Raw genomic sequence first — 19,383 nt, 5'->3', positions numbered from 1 at the left:
CGATCGGACCCGCCCTCAGTGGACTACTGGGCGTCAGCGTTACTTCGCGACGATCGAGACCATCTTGCCGGCCACCACGATGACCTTCTTGACGTCCTTGCCCGCCAGGTTCGCGGCGACCTTCTCCTCGGCCAGCGCGGCGGCCTTCACCGTCGCCTCGTCGGCGCCCGCGGCGACCTCGATGCGGCCGCGCACCTTGCCGTTGATCTGCACCGGGTAGGTGACGGTGTCCTCGACCAGGTGCGACTCGTCGGCGACCGGGAAGTCCACATAGGCGATGCCGCCTTCGTGGCCCAGGCGCTCCCACAGCTCCTCGGCGATGTGCGGGGCGATCGGGGCGGCCATGGCGACCAAGGCCTCGGCGACCTCTCGCGGCACCGGGTTCAGGCCGGTCACGTGGTTGTTCAGCGTGATCAGCTTGGCGACGGCGGTGTTCATGCGCAAGTGCTCGTAGTCGTCGCGTACCCCGGCGATGGCCTTGTGCAGCTCGCGCAGCGTCTCCGGCGCGGGCGCGGCGTCGACGACGGTGACCTCGCCGGTCTCCTCGTCGACGATGTTGCGCCACAGGCGCTGCAGGAAGCGCTGCGAGCCGACGATGGCGCGGGTCTCCCACGGCTTGGACTCGGCCAGGGGGCCCATCGACATCTCGTAGACGCGGAAGGTGTCGGCGCCGTAGGAGGCGCAGACCTCGTCCGGGGTGACGACGTTCTTCAGGGACTTGCCCATCTTGCCGTACTCGCGGTTCACCTTCTGGCCGTTGTAGGTGAAGACGCCCTCGGCCTCCTCCCGCACCTCTTCGGCCGGGACGTAGACGCCGCGGTCGTCGGTGTAGGCGTACGCCTGGATGTAGCCCTGGTTGAACAGGCGGCGGAACGGCTCGCGGCTGGAGACGTGGCCCAGGTCGAACAGGACCTTCTGCCAGAAGCGGGCGTACAGCAGATGCAGGACGGCGTGCTCGACGCCCCCGATGTACAGGTCGACGCCGCCCACGTCCTCGGCGTCCTGCGGGCCCATCCAGTACGACTCGTTGGCCGGGTCGGCCAGCTTCTCGGCGGCCTGCGGGTCGGTGTAGCGCAGCTCGTACCAGGAGGAGCCGGCCCAGTTGGGCATGGTGTTCAGCTCGCGCGTGTAGGTCTTGGGGCCGTCGCCCAGGTCCAGCTCGACCTCGACCCAGTCCTTGGCGCGGCCCAGCGGCGGCTCCGGCGCGGAGTCGGCGTCCTCGGGGTCGAAGGTCTTGGGCGAGAAGTCGTCCATGTGCGGCAGCTCGACCGGCAGGTGCTCCTCGCTCAGCGCCACCGGCAGTCCGGTCTCGTCGTACACGATCGGGAAGGGCTCGCCCCAGTAGCGCTGGCGGCTGAACAGCCAGTCGCGCAGGCGGAACGTGGTCGCGCCCTCGCCGCGGCCGTGCTCGGCCAGCCACTCGACGATGCGGGCCTTGGCCTCCAGGACGCGCAGGCCGTCCAGGATCCCGGAGTTCACCGCGACGCCGTCGCTGGTGTAGGCGCTCTCGCCGTCCCAGGGGGCCTCGCCGGAGATGACCTGGCGGATCGGCAGGTCGAAGGCCTTGGCGAACGCGAAGTCGCGCTCGTCGTGGGCGGGCACGGCCATGATCGCGCCGGTGCCGTAGCCGGCCAGCACGTAGTCGGCGATGAAGACCGGCACGGTCTCGCCGTTGACGGGGTTGGTGGCGTAGCCGCCGGTGAAGACGCCGGTCTTCTCCTTGGCGTCGGCCTGGCGCTCCACGTCGGTCTTCGCGGCGGCGAACGCCCGGTAGGCGGCTACGGCCGCGGCCGGGGTGTCGTGGCCGCCCGTCCACGCGGCGGGCACGCCGGCGGGCCAGGACTCGGCGGTCAGGGCCTCGACCAGCGGGTGCTCGGGGGCCAGGACCATGTAGGTGGCGCCGAACAGCGTGTCGGGCCGGGTGGTGAAGACGCGGATGTCGCCCGCGTAGGTCCCGAAGTCGACGTACGCGCCGGTGGACTTGCCGATCCAGTTGCGCTGCATGGACTTCAGCGAGTCAGACCAGTCCAGGCCGTCCAGGTCGGACAGCAGCCGGTCGGCGTACGCGGTGATGCGCATCATCCACTGCTTCAGGGTGCGCGTGTACACCGGGAAGTTGCCGCGCTCGGAGCGGCCCTCGGAGGTGACCTCCTCGTTCGACAGCACCGTCCCCAGCCCCGGGCACCAGTTCACGGGGGCCTCGGTGACGTACGCCAGGCGGTGGCCGTCGATGACGCGGCGGCGCTCGACCGCGCCCAGCTCCGCCCACGGGCGCCCGTCGGGGGTGGCCCGCTCACCGGACTCGAACGCGGCGATCAGTTCGTCGATCGGCCGGGCCCGGTCGGCCTCGGTGTCGTACCAGGAGTTGAAGATCTGCAGGAAGATCCACTGCGTCCACTTGAAGTAGTCCGGGTCGGTCGTGGCGAACGCGCGGCGGTTGTCATAGCCCATGCCCACCAGGCGCAGCTGGCGCCGGTACCGGTCAATGTTCTCGGCGGTGATCTCGGCGGGCTGGCGGCCCGTGGCGATCGCGTACTGCTCGGTCGGCAGGCCGAACGCGTCGAAGCCCATCGGGTGCAGCACGTTGTACCCGGCCATGCGCAGGTAGCGCGAGTACGCGTCCGTGGCGATGAAGCCCAGCGGGTGGCCCACGTGCAGCCCCGCCCCCGAGGGGTACGGGAACATGTCCATGACGAACTTCTTGGGCGCCCCGGCGCGCGGATGGTCAGGCTCGGCCAGCGGCCCGGCCGGGTTCGGGGCGCGGAAGGTCTGCTCGGCCTCCCAGCGCTCCTGCCAGCGCGGTTCGATCTCGTTGGCCAGCTTGGCGTCGTAGCGGTGTGCGGGTTCGGTCATGGCTAGTCCTGTGTTCCGGTGGTGGCGCTGGGTTCGGGCTCGGTTTCCGGGATAGACCCTCCTCGGCGCCGCCTGGGAGCCGCAAATCGGCTCAGGCAGCAAAAAACCCCTGGCATGCAGGGGTGGCCGTGCTGGTTCTCTCCAGCACGGCTATCTAAGGAGCGCGATCGCCCGGGGCATGCCCCCAGTGTAGCCGAGGGCCCTACGGCGGCGCAGGACATGGTCACTGGGCGCGTCCGAGTAGGATGGCGGACAGGCGACCGTAACGCGCAACGGCGTGTCAGGTCGCGCAATCCGCAGAACTTCCCGGGAGGACCATTGACCTTCGAGTCGTCCCCAGGCCAGCCGCCTCAGGCTCCCGCGCCGCTCTCGCCTCAGGAGTTCAAGGCGACGGCCGAGGGCATCCTGACGAACGTCGAGTGGGTGATCGAGGGCAAGTCCCACACGATCAAGCTCGCGATCGCGGTGATGCTCGCGGAGGGCCACCTGCTGCTGGAGGACGTGCCGGGGGTCGGCAAGACCCAGCTGGCGAAGGCGCTGGCCCGCTCGGTGGACTGCTCGGTGCGGCGCATCCAGTTCACGCCGGACCTGCTGCCCTCGGACGTCACCGGGGTGAGCATCTTCGACCCTGAGAAGCGCGACTTCGTGTTCAAGCCGGGCGCGATCTTCGGGAACCTGATCCTGGGCGACGAGATCAACCGCGCCAGCCCCAAGACGCAGGCCGCGCTCCTGGAGTGCATGGAGGAGCGGCAGGTCACCGTCGACGGGAACACGTACAAGCTGCGCAGCCCGTTCATGGTGATCGCCACCCAGAACCCGGTGGAGATGGAGGGCACCTACCCACTGCCCGAGGCCCAGCGCGACCGGTTCGCGGCCCGGCTGGCCATCGGCTACCCCGACATCAACGCGGAGCTGGCGCTGCTGGACCGCCGCGAGGAGTACAACCCGCTGGACGCGCTGCGGCCGGTGGCGGACGCGGAGATGATCGTGCGGATGATCGCCGCGGCCCGGGCGGTGCACCTGGCGCCGGAGCTGAAGCGGTACGTCGTCGACCTGGTCGCGGCGACGCGGCAGAACGCGCAGGTCCGCCTCGGCGCGAGCCCCCGCGCGACCCTGCAGCTGCTGCGCTGCACCCAAGTGCTCGCGGCGATGGACGGCCGCGACTTCGCGCTGCCGGACGACGTCCAGCAGCTGGCCGTGCCGGTGCTCGCCCACCGCCTCATCCCGACCACGGAGACGACGATGGGCGGCGGCGACACGAAGGCGATCGTCTCGGACATCCTGCGGCACGTCCCGGTGGTGTCCCACCCGGGGAGGTATTAGGCGTGGAGCTCACCGGGCGCGGCAAGACGCTGCTGGCGGTGAGCGTGGTGGTCGGGCTCGTCTCACTGGTGGTGGGCGAGGGCGACCTGCTGCGCGCGGCGGTGCTCGCGCTCATCGCGCCGCTGGGCGGGCTCGTGATGCTGCGCTGGACGCGGCCCTCGCTCGAGTCGAACCGGGTGCTCAACCCGGCGCAGGTGGAGGCCGGGCAGCCCACGCAGGTGCGCCTGGGCATCCAGAACACCGGCCGCGGCCGCCCCCCGGCGCTCATGCTCGAGGACCGCATCCCCTACCGGCTCGGGAACCGCCCGCGCCTGGTGCTGGAGCGACTCGCCCCGGGCGCGCGCAGCGTCGTGAACTACACGATCACGCCCGGCACGCGCGGCGCGTACGAGCTGGGGCCGCTGACGGTGCGGACCTCGGACCCGTTCGGGCTGGCCGTCTCGGTGCAGGAGTTCCCGCTCACGACCGAGCTCATCGTGACCCCGCGCATCCAGCCGCTGCGCAGCCTCCTGCTGCCGGGCGGGGCCGGGATGTCCTCCGGGGAGTCCGCCGCGCACGCGGTCGCGATCACCGGCAACGACGACATCGCCGTGCGCGAGTACCGCAGCGGCGACGACATGCGGCGCGTCCACTGGAAGGCCAGCGCCCACCGCGGGCAGCTCATGGTGCGCCGCGAGGAGCAGCCGTGGGAGAACAACGCGGCGGTCCTGCTCGACGTGCGCCGCGGCGCGCACCGCGGGGAGCTCTCCAGCTTCGAGTGGATGGTCGACGCGGCCGCTTCGGCCACGGTGCGGCTCTCGCGGGACGGCATCGACCCCTGGCTCATCACCGCGCACCACGACTTCGAATGCCGCCAAGGCGATTACAGCCAGGCCATGCGGTACCTGGCGACCGTGGCCGCCGCGCCCGAGGCGCCGATCGGGCATATGGTCGAGAAGGCCCAGCGGCCCCGGTCCGTCTCCGGCATCGTCGCGTTCCTGGGCCACCTGAGCCCTGAGGACGCCGCGACCCTGGCGCGGCTGGCCAAGCGCGGCGGCGCGTGCACGGCGCTGGTCGTCGACCCGGTGCGGTGGATCCCGAAGGCGCAGTCGAGCCGCGTCGACCCGCGCGAGCGGGCGTTCGCCGAGCAGCACGCCGCGGCCGTCGCCACGCTCGCGAACGCGGGCTGGCAGGTCATCCCGGTGATCGCCGGGACCGAACTGCGCCGGGTGTGGACCCGCCTGGGCGCGTGGAGGACTCTCGCATGAGCGGACAGCGGCACGCCACCATGGTCGCGGCGGCGACGCTCGCGCTGACGTTGACGCCGCTCATCGGCATCTTCGAAGGCATCGGCTGGATCGTCCCGGTGCTGTTCACCATCGCGGTGATCGCCACCGCCGCGTCGCTCACGCGCGCCGCCGGGCGCGGCCAGGGGCTCCAGACCCTCGCCATGTGCGCCGGGCTCCTCATCGTCCTCACCGCCGGGTTCAGCGGCGGCACCGCGATCCTGTTCGTCATCCCCACGCCCGACACGTTCTCGCACTTCGGGCTGCTCGTGGGCGAAGGCATCGCCGGGATCGTCAGGGAGGCCCCGCCGGTCCCCGCCGAGGGCGGCATCCTCTTCCTGACGCTCTTCGGGATCGGGCTCGTCGCGATCCTCCACGACATGTTCGTGGTCGGGCTGCGCACCCCGGCGCTCGCCGGGCTCACCCTCCTCACCATGTACCTCGTGCCGGTCTCGGTCGCGCCCGACGCGACCGCCTGGTTCTGGTTCATCCTCCCCGCCGTCTCCTACCTGTGGCTCCTCGCCGACGACAACCTGCGGCGCGTCTCCGCGTTCGGGCACCGCTTCACCGGCGCCGGGCAGCTCGTGTCGCAGCGGTTCCCGTCCCCGATGGCGCGCACCGCCCGCTGGTCGGCGCTCGGGTTCATCCTCGTCACGCTCCTGTCCCTGACCGTGGTGCCCACCAACACCTCCGGGTTCATCGACCGCATCGCCGAGGGCTACCAGGGCGGCGACGCCGCCGGCCTCGGCGACGTCAACCCCTGGGCGCAGCTCTCCGGCTCCCTCAACCAGCCCGAGGAGGTCGACGTCCTCCGCGTCTCGACCACCGATCCCAGCCCGCAGTACCTGCGCATGCACGTCCTCGACGAGCTCAGCTCGGACGGCTTCGCGCCCAACGACTACGACGACCGCGAAGCCCTCGTGCTCGACGGCGCCCAAGGCGAGACCTTCACCGCCGAGATCGAGAACCTCCGGATGGAGGCCCCGGTCCTGCCCGTCTACGGAACACCCGTGGACCTCGCGGTTGACGGGAACTGGGAACGCGACACCGCCACCGACGTCATCGTCGGCGACAACAGCGACATGGGCGACGTCGAGAACTACACCCTCACCTACACCGACCCCGGCTTCGACGCCGAGACCCTCGCGAACGCCGACGGCATGGATCCCGACGACGAGCGCTGGGACGCCAACACCAGCCACCCCGACGTGCCCGAGCTGACCGAGATCGTCGAGCAGGCCCTCGGCGGCGCGACCACCGTGCACGAGAAGGTCCTCGCCGTCTACAACCACCTCTCGGTCGCCAACGGCTTCCAGTACAGCCTCGAGACCACCGACGCGGGCAACGACGAGGCCATCCTCGACTTCCTCCTGACCAAGCGGGGCTACTGCCAGCAGTACGCGGCCGCCATGGCGTGGATGCTGCGCGAAGCCGACGTCGCCGCGCGCGTCGTCATCGGCATGTCCAAGGGCGGCCGCAGCGGCGAAGAGTGGGTCCTCACCAGCCACGACTACCACGCGTGGGTCGAGGTCTACTACGACGGCCCCGGCTGGGTCACCTGGGACCCCACCCCGACCAGCGGCGTCCCCGGATCAGTCTCCTTCCCGTGGACCACTGAGCCGGCCCCCGAGGACGAGGAGACCACCGAGCCCGGTGCGACAGCGGACCCCAGCACCGAACCCAGCGAAGCGCCCAGCACCAGCGCCGCCGACCCGTCCGCGGAAGCCGAAGCGCCCACCGACGGCCCCACCGGGCAGGCCGCCGACAACGGCACCGGCGGCGGCCCCGCGTTCAACCCCGCGTGGCTGCTCCTGCTGCTCCTCGCCGCCGTGCCGTTCGCACCGGCCGTATGGCGCACGCTCCTGCGCCGCTCCCGGCTCGGCCCCGCCCGGCTCAGCGCCAAGACCGCATGGGACGAAGTGCTCGACCTCGCCCTCGACTACGGCGTGGGCCTCAGCGACTCGCTCACGCCCCGCCAGGCCGCCGGAGTCCTCGCGCAGGCCGCCCCCGGCGCCCGCGAGGCCGCCACCGCGCTCGGCTCGGCCATGGCCCGCCACCGCTACTCCCCCAAGGGCGCCGACCCGACCGGCCTCGCCGACGCCGTGCACGACCTCCGCTCCGAACTGGACCGGCGGGCCGCGCGCGGCCGCCGCGCCCAGGCCCGGTTCTGGCCCGCCTCGCTCCTGGTGAAGCTCAGCGCGAAGCAGGCCGAAGAGAGTGCCCGCCTCGCGCGGCGCTCCGCCCGCGCCGCCGACCGGGTGCGCACGGCGGTGCGGCGCCCGCGACGTTCGAACAGCCGCAAGGACCGGGCTGTCACACGCCGCCCTTAGGGTGGCGTACATGTACAGAAGCGGTGCTGCACGCAGTGAGCAGGCTCAGGGCGACGGCGGGCTCACCGACACCGGCTACACCCAGCCGACCCTCGACAGCCTGGGGACCCCGCTGGCCGAGGTGACGTTCTGCGTGGTCGACCTCGAGACCACCGGGCTCGCCGCCGACGCCTGCGGCATCACCGAGATCGGCGCCGTCAAGGTCAAGGGCGGCGAGGTCATCGGCGAGTTCGGGACCCTCGTCAACCCCGGCGAGTCCATCGACCCGCGCGTCACCCGCCTCACGGGCATCACCGACGAGATGGTCGCCGACGCGCCCGGGATCGAAGCGGTCCTCCCCGCGTTCCTCGAGTTCGCGCGCGGCGCCACGCTCGTCGCCCACAACGCCGGTTTCGACATCGGGTTCCTGCGCCACGCCTGCGAACTCACCGACACGCGCTGGCCCCGCCCGCCGGTGGTCGACACGGTCGTCCTGGCCCGGCGCCTCACCGAGAAGAGCGAGGTCCCCAACCGGCGGCTCGGCACCCTCGCGCGGCTCTTCGGCTCGCCGGTCACCCCGAACCACCGGGCGCTCGACGACGCCCGCGCCACGGTCACGGTCCTGCACGGCCTCATCGAGCGCGCCTCCGGGCACGGGGTGACCACTGACGCCGACCTCGTCGAGTTCTGCCGCGCCATTCCCTCTGAGCTGCAACGCCGCAAGCGCCACCTGGCGGACGGGCTCCCGCACGCCCCCGGCGTCTACATCTTCCGCGACGCCGACGACCGGGCGCTCTACATCGGCGTCTCGGTCGACGTGGCCGCCCGGGTCCGCAGCTACTTCTCGGCGGCCGAGCAGCGCCGGCGGCTGCGCGACATGCTCGCCTCAGCCGAACGGGTCGAGGTCGTCGAGTGCGCGCACCGGCTCGAAGCGGGGGTCGCGGAGCTGCGGCTCATCTCCGGCGGGAAGCCGCCCTACAACCGGGCCGCGAAGTACCCCGAGCACCGCTCGTGGGTGCGGCTGACCGACGAGCCGTACCCGCGCCTGCAGATCTCGCGCACCCCGCCGGGGCCCGGCACGCCGCGGCTCGGCCCGACCTCGGGCACGCAGGCGCAGGCCGCGATCGGCGCGATCGAGGCGGCCCTGCCGATCCGGTCGTGCCGGACCCGCTTGTCCCCCAAGCGGATGTCGCCCTCGTGCGTGCTCGGCGAGATCGGCAGGTGCGTCGAGCCGTGCCGCCACAGCGTGACCACCGAGGAGTACGCGGCGGTCGCCGAGCGCGCCGCCCGCGCCATGGACGGCGACCCCGCGCCGATCGCCGCGGCCGTCTCCGAGCGCCTGACCGAGCTCGCGGAGGCCGAGCGGTTCGAGACCGCCGCCGAGCGCCGCGACGAGCTCGGGGCGTACCTCCAGCTCGCCGCCGCGACGGAGCGCACCAGGAGCCTCGTGGCGGCCGGCGAGATCGTGGCCGCGGGCCGGGCCAAGGGCGGCGGCTGGGAGGTCGCCGTGATCCGCCACGGGCTGCTCGCCGGGGCCGTCCGCACCCCGCCCCGCGCCGATCCCATGCCGCACATCGCGAAGCTCCGCGAGACCGCCCGCGTCGTCGACCCGCTCGACGACGTCGCCGACGCCGCCCACGCCGCCGAGACCCGACTCCTCCTCGAATGGCTCACCCGTCCCGACGTCCGCCTCGTCACCGTGGAACGCCCCTGGGCCAGCCGCCTCGACGGCGCCGGGCGCTGGGACGGCGCCATCCCCCACGACCCTTCCTCCTGGCGCCGCTCCAACGGCGAACGCTGACCGACCGCGCCCCCCGAATCCGTCCCGCCCCCGTGTCACACCCTTGAGCCACCATCGAAACCGGGGGCGACCGCATCCCGACACACCCGACCCCGGGGGCGACCGCATCCCGACACACCCGGGGGACGCGACGCCGGCGTCCTGTCACACTCCTGGGGCACCATCGAGACCGGGGGCGGTCCACCGCCGACACACCCGACCCCGGGGGCCACTTCCGTCCACATCCTGAGACGCCACGCCGAACCCTCCGCTGTCCCAACGGAACTCACCGTGTCATCCGCCGAGACGCGCGCAATCAGGCGAATCGGACGTGAGTCGTCTCGCATTCATTTGCGGCGCTTAGGGTTTCCACGCACCACTCCGCGCGGGTACTGTGTGTCATCCGCCGATGGCGGCGGCCCTGCCGAAATCCGACAGTGTCTAGTGTCGATTCTCTCCAAGAATCGTTGTACATCTAGAATGCGGTCAACCTTGGGCATCGGAGGCTTTCATGTTGCGCGCATTGCTTTCGGCTACTCGGTCTGCCAAACCTGAAGACCCGTGGGACCTCGCGGGCAAGGTGGCGCAGCTCGAAGCGGCACACCGTGCGCACTGCGAGCAGCCCGACATGCTCCTCGTCCGCCGCGCCTACCGCATCGCCGAGCAGATGCACCGCGGCCAGGCCCGCCGCTCGGGCGAGCCCTACATCACCCACCCGATCGCCGTCTCCACCATCCTCGCCGAACTCGGCGTCGACACCGCCACGATCGCGGCCGGGCTCCTCCACGACACCGTCGAGGACACCAGCTACTCCCTCGAAGCCCTCCGCGGCGACTTCGGCGACGAGATCGCCGTCATGGTCGACGGCGTCACCAAGCTCGACAAGATCCACCTCGGCACGGCCGCCGAGGCCGAGACGTTCCGCAAGCTGGTCCTCACCGCCGGACGCGACATCCGGGTCATGGTCATCAAGCTCGCCGACCGCCTCCACAACATGCGGACCATCAAGTTCAAGAAGCGCCCCAGCCAGATCCGCATCGCCGAGGCCACCAAGGACGTCCTCATCCCCCTCGCCGACCGGCTCGGCCTCTACGTCATCAAGCGCGAGCTCGAGGACATCGTCCTCGAGACCCTCGAACCCGAGGTCTTCCAGGCCATCCACGAGCACCTCGGCTCCGACACCGACCGCAAGCGCCAGGTGGCCGTCATCGCCCCGCAGGTGCGCCGCGCCCTGCGCGAGTTCAAGGTCGCCGCGCGCCTGCTCGACCGGCCCCGGCACCCGTACTCGATCTACCGCGAGATGCAGAAGCACCCCGGCACCGGCCCCGCCGACCCGCCGCGCCTGGTCATCGTCGTCGACGGCCCCGCCACCGACTGCTACGCCGCCCTCGGCGCGATCCACAAGCTCTGGAAGCCCATCGGCGGCAAGTTCCGCGACCTCATCGCCGCCAAGAAGTTCAACCTGTACCAGTCGATCCACACCGCGGTCGCCGGCCCGGGCGGCGTCCCCATCGAGTTCCTCATCCGCACCAAGGAGATGCACGAGACCGCCGAGGTCGGCATCGTCGCGGGGCTCCGCCAGAGCGGCTCCAACCCCGTCGAGATCCAGCTCCCCTGGCTCCAGCGCCTCCTCGACTGGCAGCACGAGGTCGCCGACTCCGGCCAGTTCCTCGACTCGCTCCGCTGCGACCTCGCCGACCAGGACATCCTGGTCTTCACACGCGACGGCGGGCAGCTCACGGTCCCCAAGGCCTCCACCCCGGTCGACGTCGCCTACTGCTCCGGCCCCGCCAAGGGCCACCGCCTCATCGCCGCCTACGTCAACGGCGAGATCGCCCCGCTCGCCCAGAGCCTCAAGGACGGCGACACCGTCGAGCTCGTCCTCACCAACGAGCAGCCGTACGGGCCGTCGAAGCAGTGGCTCGAGCACGCCAAGACCCCCGAGGCGCAGCTGCACATCAACGACTGGTTCGGCTCGATCGAGGACGTCGACTCCACCGGCGAGCTCCCCGTCGTCCCGATGCAGCGCTTCGAGGACGAACTCAAGGCCGGAAAGAACCGCCTGTGGCGCTCGCTGATCGCCCGCGGGCGCGGCCTCGCGGGCGAGCAGCCGCTCCACGGCGTCGCGTCGTCCCTGGGCTTCCCCGACCTCGATTCGCTGTACCTCGCGCTCGCCCGCGAGAAGCTCGACCCGGACGAGCTCGCCGACAAGCTCATCACCACCGTCGACCGCTACTGACGCATCGATCCACGAACGCCGCCGCGCTCTCGGAGCGCGGCGGCGTTCGACGTTTCCCCCTTGACTCCCGCCCGGCGGGCTGCTGGAATACATGGCGGTGAAACTTCCATGGAAAGTAGCAATCAAATGACCGAAACTTTCAGTGCCGATCGCATCCGGCGCCACCGCAGCGCGGACGCGACGGTCACCCTCACCGCCGACGGCGCGCCCCTCGCCGGACGCGAGGTCACCCTCGAGCAGACCCGCCACAAGTTCCTGTTCGGCTGCACCGGGTTCGAGCTCATCGACCACGCCAACGGCACCAGCGAGGACCCTGAGGGGGACGCCCGCAACGCCGAGCTCTGGGAAGGCCTGTTCAACTTCGCGACCCTCCCGTTCTACTGGGGCCGCTACGAACCCGAGCGCGGCAACCCCGACGCCGCGCGCCTGCGCCGGGCCGCCCGGTGGTTCGCCGACCGCGGCCACCCGGTCAAGGGGCATCCCCTCGCCTGGCACACCGTCAGCGCCGACTGGCTGCTCGACCTCGACAACGAGGAGATCGCCCGCGTCCAGGTCGAGCGCATCAAGCGCGAGGTGGGCGAGTTCGCGGGCGTCATCGACATGTGGGACGTCATCAACGAGGTCGTCATCATGCCGATCTTCGACAAATACGACAACGGCATCACCCGCGTCTGCCGCGACATCGGCCGCATCCCCATGGTGCGCATGGTCTTCGACGCCGCCCGCGAGGCCGGCCCGAACGCCGTGCTGCTGCTCAACGACTTCGACATGTCCGCCGCGTACGAGTGCCTCATCGAGGGCGTCCTCGAGGCCGGTGTCAAGATCGACGTCCTGGGCCTGCAGAGCCATATGCACCAGGGCTACTGGGGCGAGGAGAAGACGGAGGCGATCCTCGACCGCTTCTCCCGCTACGGGCTGCCGATCCACTTCACCGAGACCACCATCGTCTCCGGCGACCTCATGCCGCCCGAGATCGAGGACCTCAACGACCACCAGGTGCCCTCGTGGCCCTCGACCCCCGAAGGCGAAGCGCGCCAAGCGGACGAGATCGAGCGCCACTACCGCACGCTCCTGGCCCACCCGTCGGTCGAGGCGGTCACCTACTGGGGCATGAACGACGCGGGCATGTGGCTGGGCGCCCCCGGCGGCTTCGTGCGCCTCGACGGCTCCCCCAAGCCCGCGTACGACCGCCTCCACCACCTCGTGAACGAGGAGTGGGGCACCCCGGCCACGACCCTCACCACCGACGAGGAGGGCCGCCTGCGGTTCAATGGCTTCCTCGGCGATTACCGCGTCACCAGCGGAGGCCGCGACGCCGCGTTCACCCTGGACGCGGCCGGCGAGGCGCACTTCTCCGCCGAACTCGAGTAGCGCGAGCAGAACGGGGCCGCACCTTTCGGTGCGGCCCCGTTCTCATGCCTTGCTAGTGCTTGCCCGACTCGATCTCGTCGCGCCGCTCGGCGCGGCCGTCCTCGGACGGCTCCTCGATCGACTTGAAGAAGCCCTTGTCGGCGGGCGGCAGCGCGCCGATGCGGTTCATCTTCTTCGGGACCACCCAGCCGTTGTACTCCAGCTCGGTGTGGCCGTGCTCGTCCGGCTCGGCGAGCGGCTGGTGCACCTCGTAGAAGCGGCCGTTCGGGTCGCGCATCAGGATGCCCGTCTCCAAGCCGTGCGCGAGCACCTCGCGGTCGTGCTGCTGCAGGCCCAGGCAGATCCGGTACGTCACGTAGTAGGCGATGATCGGCAGGACCACGAGGCCGATGCGGCCCGCCCAGGTCATGGCGTTCAGGCTGATGTCGAACTTCTCGGCGAACACGTCGTTGCCGCCGGAGATCACGCCGATGATCCAGAAGACCACGACCATGACGCCGAGGCTGGTGCGGCCCGCGTTGTCGCGCGGACGCTGCAGCAGGTTGTGGTGGCCGCGGTCCTTGGTGAACCGCCGCTCCAGCGCCGGGTACAGCAGCGGCAGCATGACCGAGAGCCCCATGCCCACGATGCCCGGCCAGAACACCGGCGGCAGCGTGAAGTACGGCGGGATGCGCAGTTCCCAGGCCGGGAAGAGGCGGATCAGGCCGTCGAGGTACATGACGTAGAAGTCGGGCTGCGAGGCCGAGGACACGACCGAGACCTCGTAGGGGCCGAAGAGCCAGATCGGGTTGATCTGGAACAGGCCCGCCATCGCCCCGAGGACGCCCCAGATGAACAGCATGAAGCCGACCTGCTTCATGACGTAGTTCGGGAACATCCGGAAGCCGACCACGTTGTGCTCGGTGCGGCCCGGGCCGGGCCACTGCGTGTGCTTCTGCACGAACACGAGACCGACGTGGACCGTGATGAGCGCCAGCAGGAGCAGCGGGAACACGAACACGTGGATGATGTACAGCATCGAGATGACGCTGGTGCCCGGGAACTGCCCGCCGAACAGCGCCGCGGAGGCCCACGGGCCGATGAACGGGATCGACTCGGTCATGCCCTCCATGATGCGCAGGCCCGTGCCCGAGAGGCCGTCGTCCGGCAGCGAGTAGCCGAAGAAGCCCTCGAAGAAGCCGAGCCAGAACAGCACGATGCCGATCATCCAGTTCGTCTCGCGCGGCGCGCGGAACGCACCGGTGAAGAAGATCCGGAGCATGTGGACCAGGATCGACGCCATGAACAGCAGCGTCGACCAGTGGTGCATCTGCCGCATGAACAGGCCGCCGCGCACCTCGAAGGAGAGGTCCAGCGCCGAGTGGTACGCCTGCGACATCTCGATGCCCTGCAGCGGCACGTACACGCCGTTGTAGGTCACCTCGACCATCGAGGGCTCGAAGAACAGCGCCAGGAACGTGCCCGAGAGCAGCAGCAGGATGAACGAGAACAGCGCGATCTCGCCCAGGAGGAAGGACCAGTGGTCGGGGAAGACCTTGTTGAACAGGATCCGGGAGGGCAGTGCGAGCTTGAAGCGGTCGTCGAGCTCGCCGCCCGCCTTGGTCAGCAGGCTTTCACTCGTGCCTTTGCGGCGTTTCACTTCTCATCCTCCTCGGGGAGGGACGGGCGGTTCCAGAACGCCGGCCCCGGGGGCACCAGGAAGTCCGACTTCGCGATGAAGAAGCCCTCGTCGTCCACGGTGAACGGCAGCATCGGCAGGTGCCGGGTGGCCGGGCCGAAGACGGGAGCGGCGTTGTCCACCACGTTGAACTGGGACTGGTGGCACGGGCACAGCAGACGCTGGGACTGCTGCTCGTAGAGGCTGGTCGGGCAGCCGACGTGGGTGCAGATCTTCGAGTAGGCCACGAAGTTGCCCCACAGCGCCTCGGCGTCCACGTACATCGGGTACAGGTTGCCGCGCAGCTTCTCGGCGTCCTCGTCCCGCAGGTGGATCAGCAGGACCGGCGAGGTCGGGTGCTGGTTGGTCGCGCCGTGGTCGATGGCCGGGTAGACCGTGATCTGACCGCCGACCGAGACCATGTCGGGGCGCACCAGGGCGCCGTCCTTCATCATGAAGCGGATCGGCTCGCCGTCGTTGTGCTTCTCGGCGTTCCAGCCGGTGACGGTGAGCATGTCGCCCGGGTCCTTGATGAGCGCGCCGAGCGGCGCGATCGCGGCCAGGCCCAGCGGAGCGGCGCCCAGAAGGGCGGCCTTCACCAGGAACGGGCGGCGCTTGATCCCCAGGTCCTCGACCATGTTGTCGACGGTGGCCTCGGCGATCTTGCGGTCATCCGAAGTGGACCCGCCGTCGTGGCGGTCCTGCACCAGCTCCTCGATCGGGAGCAGCTTCTTCGCCCAGGTGAGGACGCCGACGGCGAAGAACAGCAGCGCGAACCCGAGCGTGAAGCCCAGCACCGGCGTGTACCAGGTCTGGAGGTCGCGCCAGGACGCGGCGCCCTCGTACTCCCAGGGCCACCAGATGTAGGCCGCCACGAACGCGGTCGCGAACAGACCCGAGACGAGGAACAGGCCGCCGACGATGCGCTCCATGCGCTTCTCGGCCTTCGTCCCCGGCTTCGCGAAGCGCGGCTCGTAGTGAATGATCTCGATGTCGTCGCGACGCAGGCCCTCTTTGTAGACCTCGAAGCGGCTGAGCTTCGGGTTGCTCAGGTCCACCGGTTCGGGCGGGTTGCTGTCGTTGTGCGCACTCACGATTTACCTGCAATCCAGAGCGTGGTCAGCAGGAGCGCGGTCATGCCGACCAGGAAGATGGCCAGTCCTTCGGTGGCCGGTCCGAACCGGCCCAGAGTGAAGACGCCGCCCGGGTCCCTGTCCTCGTTCACGAGGTACTGGACGTAGGCGATGAGCTCGGCCTTCTGCTCGGGGGTGAGCTCGTTGTCGGCGAAGACCGGCATGTTCTGCGGGCCGGTGAGCATCGCCTGGTAGATCTCCTCGTTGCTGACGCCCTCCAGGGTCGGGGCGTGCGCGCCCGAGGAGAGGGCGCCGCCGCCGCCGGCGTAGCCGTGGCAGGAGGAGCAGTTGACGCGGTAGAGATCGCCGCCCGCGGCCACGTCGGCCTCGTCGACCATCGCGTCGAGGTCTTCGGGGGTCCCGGCGCCGCCGCCCAGGTACTCGATGTACGCCCCGAGCCACTCGGCCTCTTCTTCGGTGAAGACCGGGTAGTTCGTGCTGGGGGCCTGCGCGCCCTGCGCCGCCATCGGCATGCGACCGGTGTTCACCTGGAACTCGACGGCGGCGGAGCCGACGCCGATGAGGCTCGGTCCACGCCCTTCGACGCCCTCGCCGTTATCGCCGTGGCAGGAGATGCAGCTGGTGTCGTAGAGCTCCTGGCCCTTGACGGCCTCGGAGTCGATCGCGTTGGCCTCGGACTCCTGGGCGTACAGGCTCGGGGAGAACGCCGAGTAGAGCCCTCCGACGATGACCAGTGCGCCGGTGAACCTGGCCAGCGCGCCGAGGCGCTTGCGCCAGCCTCGCCGGCGTTTCGCTGATGCAGCCACGGTTGTTGCCTCACCTTTATCTAGCTCTCGGACCGGACCGGGCCCTGTTCGGTCCCGATTCGGCCGGCGGCCGCCTCCGGGCGGCGGCCGTCGCAATTCTCGGATACGGCTCCGGCGCGGGGGCCGGGGCCTGACTTGCTGTGGGCCGGAACTAAAAGCCGGCCGAGGTGTTTCAGTACTGGGCCATCGGAAGGAAGTAGATCACGGCGAAGAGCGCGATCCAGACCACGTCGACGAAGTGCCAGTAGTAGGACACCACGATGGACGCGGTGGCCTGGGCGGGGCTGAAGCGGCCCATCGTCGTCCGGATGAGGTAGACGATGAACGCGACGAGGCCGCCGGTCACGTGGAGGCCGTGGAACCCGGTGGTCAGGTAGAACATCGTCCAGTAGCCGTCGGCCGAGATGGAGTGGCCTTCGGAGACCAGGTTCCGGTACTCGTTCACCTGGCCGAGGACGAAGACGAGGCCCATCACGAACGTGACCGCGAACCAGAGGCGCAGCTTGTACACGTCGCCCTTCTCGGCGGCGAAGACGCCGAGCTGGCAGGTGATGGACGAGGCCACGAGGATCACGGTGAACACGAGCGCGTACGGGATCTCGAGGTGGTGGTAGCCGGCCTCGTACATCGCGGGCGCGGCGGCCTGGATGGAGAAGTACATCGCGAACAGGCCCGCAAAGAACATCAGTTCGCTGCTCAACCACACGATGGTGCCGACACTGACGACGTTGGGCCGCGTCAGTGAGTGGATACGGCTGGGGTCGATAGTTGCTTCGGCGGCAGTCACGCGCACATTATTACGGCCCGGCGGGCTCAAGCTGCGCATGGGGTGTGTTTTTCGCGCGTGTCGCGCGGCGGTAGGCTCCCAGGCTCTTCACATCGTGTGCCCAGGTCATTCCCGGTTCGGCCAATGTGGGCACTCGATCGGCCGGAAGTGGCCGCGCCGGTCTTCCCATTTCAGTGTGGCCGGTTTAATATGCGAAGCGTGACTACCTCAACGTCTGAGTACGCGGTCCTGCTGTACAGCCATCGACCCGCGGTCATCGAGCAGATGCGCTCGGCGATCGGCGAGGAGCCGGTGGAGGGGGTGAGGATCGAGTACGCCGTCGCGGGCGAGTACGACGAGGCGGTGTCGCTCATCGACAAGTACGCCGTGGACCTGGTCCTGCTCGACGGCGAGGCGCAGCCGGCCGGCGGGATGGGGATCGCCCGGCAGCTGCGGGACGAGTTCGACGAGCCGCCGACGCTGGCGGTCGTGGTGGCCCGGGCCGCGGACCGGTGGCTGGCGGCGTGGTCGCGGGCGGACGCGGTGCTCATGCACCCGCTCAACCCCGTGACAACCGGTCAGACGGTAGTAGACTTGCTGGTCAGCCGCGCACAAGGCGCGGCACCGGCGCAGCGCGCCGCCTGACCACCCCTTTTCAGGAGACCTTATGTCCAGCCCGACCTGGCCCGATGTTCTCGGCCGTCTCTCGAACGGCGACCACCTCGACGAAGCCAGCGCGGACTGGGCGATGGCCGAGATCATGGCGGGCAACGCCGATCCGGCCCAGCTCGCGGCGTTCGCGGTGCTGCTGCGCTCAAAGGGTGAGACGCCCGAGGAGATCGGTGCGATCGCGGGCCGGATGCTGGCGGAGACGACCCGGCTGGACCTGTCGGACCTGGGCGTCGCGGTGGACATCGTGGGGACCGGCGGCGACGGCTCGAACTCGGTGAACATCTCGACGATGGCGGCGATCACGGTCGCCGCGACGGGCGTGCCGGTGATCAAGCACGGGAACCGCTCGGCGTCGTCGAGCGTGGGCTCGGCTGACCTGCTCGAGGCGCTGGGCGTCGACCTGGAGGCGACCGCGGAGCGGGTGGAGGCTTCGGTGCGCGAGGTCGGGATCGGCTTCGCGTTCGCGCGGACGTTCCACCCGGGGATGCGGCACGCCGGGCCGGTGCGCGCGGCGCTCGGCATTCCCACGGTGTTCAACCTGCTCGGGCCGCTGACGAACCCGGGCCAGCCCGCGGCGGGCCTGATCGGCTGCGCGGACCCGGTGAAGGCGCCGCTCATGGCGCAGGTGTTCGCGGCGCGGGGCGCTTCGGTGTTCGTGGTGCGCGGCAACGACGGCCTGGACGAGATCTCGACCTCCGACACGACCTCGGAGTGGATCGCCTCGGGCGGGCGCGTCTCGCAGGGGTTCATCGACATCACCGAGTGGGGCCTGGAGCGGGCCGGCGCGGAGGCGCTGCGCGGCGGCGACCTCGAGTTCAACACGAACGTGGCTCGCGAGGTGTTCGCGGGCGGGAACCGGCCGGTGCGGGACGCGGTCCTCATCAACGCGGCGGCGGCGCTGGCCTCGCGGCAGGGGCTGATCGACGGGGTCGACCTCCACGACGTGAAGACCCGCAAGGGCCTCATCGAGTCGAACCTCGAACTGGCGGCCAAGGCCATCGATGACGGCAAGGCGACCGACCTGATCGAGCGCTGGGCCGCGTTCAGCCGGAAGTGATGCGAGCGGATCGCCCCCGAGAGCGGGGGGCGACACGCCGAGGATTCGTCGGACCCCGAAACACCGGTCCAAGCCCCTGCCTGACGGCTCGCAAGCATCACCGAGACCGGGCCGCCGGGCGGACCTATCGCATATGCCGGTCGTATACGAGACGCCGAGGGCGGGAGGCGCGATGCGCCTCCCGCCCTTTC

Annotated in this window: 13 protein-coding genes; 8 read left to right on the top strand and 5 right to left on the bottom strand. The window is 70.3% G+C overall.

Annotation, left to right across the window (positions count from 1 at the left end; all coding sequences use genetic code 11):
* Positions 1-39: 39 nt before the first annotated feature.
* The gene (gene leuS, locus AB0K52_RS13705; RefSeq protein ID WP_363530957.1) at positions 40-2,853 is read right to left on the bottom strand and encodes a leucine--tRNA ligase; all 2,814 of its coding nucleotides are present in this window, start codon (positions 2,851-2,853) and stop codon (positions 40-42) included.
* A 318-nt stretch (positions 2,854-3,171) separates the two neighbouring features.
* Between leuS and AB0K52_RS13700 the strand changes: the two genes are divergently transcribed.
* The 6 genes from AB0K52_RS13700 (at position 3,172) to AB0K52_RS13675 (ending at position 13,140) form a co-directional block, all read left to right on the top strand.
* The gene (locus AB0K52_RS13700) at positions 3,172-4,176 is read left to right on the top strand and encodes a MoxR family ATPase (protein WP_243901415.1); all 1,005 of its coding nucleotides are present in this window, start codon (positions 3,172-3,174) and stop codon (positions 4,174-4,176) included.
* Positions 4,177-4,178: 2 nt separating this feature from the next.
* Complete coding sequence (locus AB0K52_RS13695) at positions 4,179-5,423, top strand: DUF58 domain-containing protein (protein WP_363530953.1); 1,245 nt, start codon at positions 4,179-4,181, stop codon at positions 5,421-5,423.
* Complete coding sequence (locus AB0K52_RS13690) at positions 5,420-7,771, top strand: transglutaminaseTgpA domain-containing protein (RefSeq protein ID WP_363530950.1); 2,352 nt, start codon at positions 5,420-5,422, stop codon at positions 7,769-7,771. Before AB0K52_RS13695 ends, AB0K52_RS13690 begins: the two co-directional genes overlap by 4 nt.
* 10 nt (positions 7,772-7,781) lie before the next feature.
* Positions 7,782-9,551: a DEDD exonuclease domain-containing protein gene (locus AB0K52_RS13685; protein ID WP_363530947.1), complete on the top strand. Its 1,770-nt coding sequence runs from the start codon at positions 7,782-7,784 to the stop codon at positions 9,549-9,551.
* 607 nt (positions 9,552-10,158) lie between these two features.
* Positions 10,159-11,769 (top strand): HD domain-containing protein, encoded by a 1,611-nt coding sequence (locus AB0K52_RS13680; RefSeq protein WP_363530944.1) that lies wholly within the window; start codon positions 10,159-10,161, stop codon positions 11,767-11,769.
* Positions 11,770-11,895: 126 nt separating this feature from the next.
* Positions 11,896-13,140, top strand: a complete 1,245-nt coding sequence (locus tag AB0K52_RS13675) for an endo-1,4-beta-xylanase (RefSeq protein WP_363530941.1) — start codon at positions 11,896-11,898, stop codon at positions 13,138-13,140.
* Positions 13,141-13,192: 52 nt separating this feature from the next.
* Here AB0K52_RS13675 and AB0K52_RS13670 read toward each other — a convergent pair whose 3' ends face one another.
* The 4 genes from AB0K52_RS13670 to AB0K52_RS13655 all read right to left on the bottom strand — a co-directional run bounded on the left by AB0K52_RS13670 (position 13,193) and on the right by AB0K52_RS13655 (position 17,484).
* Positions 13,193-14,779, bottom strand: coding sequence for a ubiquinol-cytochrome c reductase cytochrome b subunit (locus AB0K52_RS13670; protein ID WP_363530938.1), 1,587 nt, complete (start codon positions 14,777-14,779; stop codon positions 13,193-13,195).
* Positions 14,776-15,891, bottom strand: a complete 1,116-nt coding sequence (locus AB0K52_RS13665; protein ID WP_363530935.1) for a Rieske 2Fe-2S domain-containing protein — start codon at positions 15,889-15,891, stop codon at positions 14,776-14,778. Before AB0K52_RS13665 ends, AB0K52_RS13670 begins: the two co-directional genes overlap by 4 nt.
* Positions 15,888-16,697 (bottom strand): c-type cytochrome, encoded by an 810-nt coding sequence (locus AB0K52_RS13660; protein ID WP_363530932.1) that lies wholly within the window; start codon positions 16,695-16,697, stop codon positions 15,888-15,890. The genes AB0K52_RS13665 and AB0K52_RS13660 overlap by 4 nt, the downstream gene beginning before the upstream one ends.
* Positions 16,698-16,869: 172 nt before the next feature.
* Positions 16,870-17,484, bottom strand: coding sequence for a heme-copper oxidase subunit III (locus tag AB0K52_RS13655; RefSeq protein WP_307793012.1), 615 nt, complete (start codon positions 17,482-17,484; stop codon positions 16,870-16,872).
* Between the two features lie 264 nt (positions 17,485-17,748).
* Between AB0K52_RS13655 and AB0K52_RS13650 the strand changes: the two genes are divergently transcribed.
* Both AB0K52_RS13650 and trpD read left to right on the top strand, forming a co-directional pair.
* Positions 17,749-18,108, top strand: coding sequence for a hypothetical protein (locus tag AB0K52_RS13650; protein ID WP_363531454.1), 360 nt, complete (start codon positions 17,749-17,751; stop codon positions 18,106-18,108).
* 22 nt (positions 18,109-18,130) lie between these two features.
* Positions 18,131-19,192, top strand: a complete 1,062-nt coding sequence (trpD, locus tag AB0K52_RS13645) for an anthranilate phosphoribosyltransferase (RefSeq protein ID WP_363530928.1) — start codon at positions 18,131-18,133, stop codon at positions 19,190-19,192.
* Positions 19,193-19,383 lie beyond the last annotated feature (191 nt).

It is taken from the genome of Glycomyces sp. NPDC049804 (genome assembly GCF_040674615.1).
Classification (GTDB): Bacteria; Actinomycetota; Actinomycetes; order Mycobacteriales; family Micromonosporaceae; genus Glycomyces; species Glycomyces niveus.
The sequence above is the reverse complement of the archived record's forward strand: the minus strand, read 5'-3'. Positions and strand labels throughout refer to the sequence as shown.

Coding starts and splice junctions, on each gene's coding strand:
- leuS (WP_363530957.1), bottom strand. CDS start 2,853: ATGACCGAACCCGCACACCGCTACGACGCCAAGCTGGCCAACGAGATC.
- AB0K52_RS13690 (WP_363530950.1), top strand. CDS start 5,420: ATGAGCGGACAGCGGCACGCCACCATGGTCGCGGCGGCGACGCTCGCG.
- AB0K52_RS13685 (WP_363530947.1), top strand. CDS start 7,782: ATGTACAGAAGCGGTGCTGCACGCAGTGAGCAGGCTCAGGGCGACGGC.
- AB0K52_RS13680 (WP_363530944.1), top strand. CDS start 10,159: ATGCTCCTCGTCCGCCGCGCCTACCGCATCGCCGAGCAGATGCACCGC.
- AB0K52_RS13675 (WP_363530941.1), top strand. CDS start 11,896: ATGACCGAAACTTTCAGTGCCGATCGCATCCGGCGCCACCGCAGCGCG.
- AB0K52_RS13650 (WP_363531454.1), top strand. CDS start 17,749: ATGCGCTCGGCGATCGGCGAGGAGCCGGTGGAGGGGGTGAGGATCGAG.
- trpD (WP_363530928.1), top strand. CDS start 18,131: ATGTCCAGCCCGACCTGGCCCGATGTTCTCGGCCGTCTCTCGAACGGC.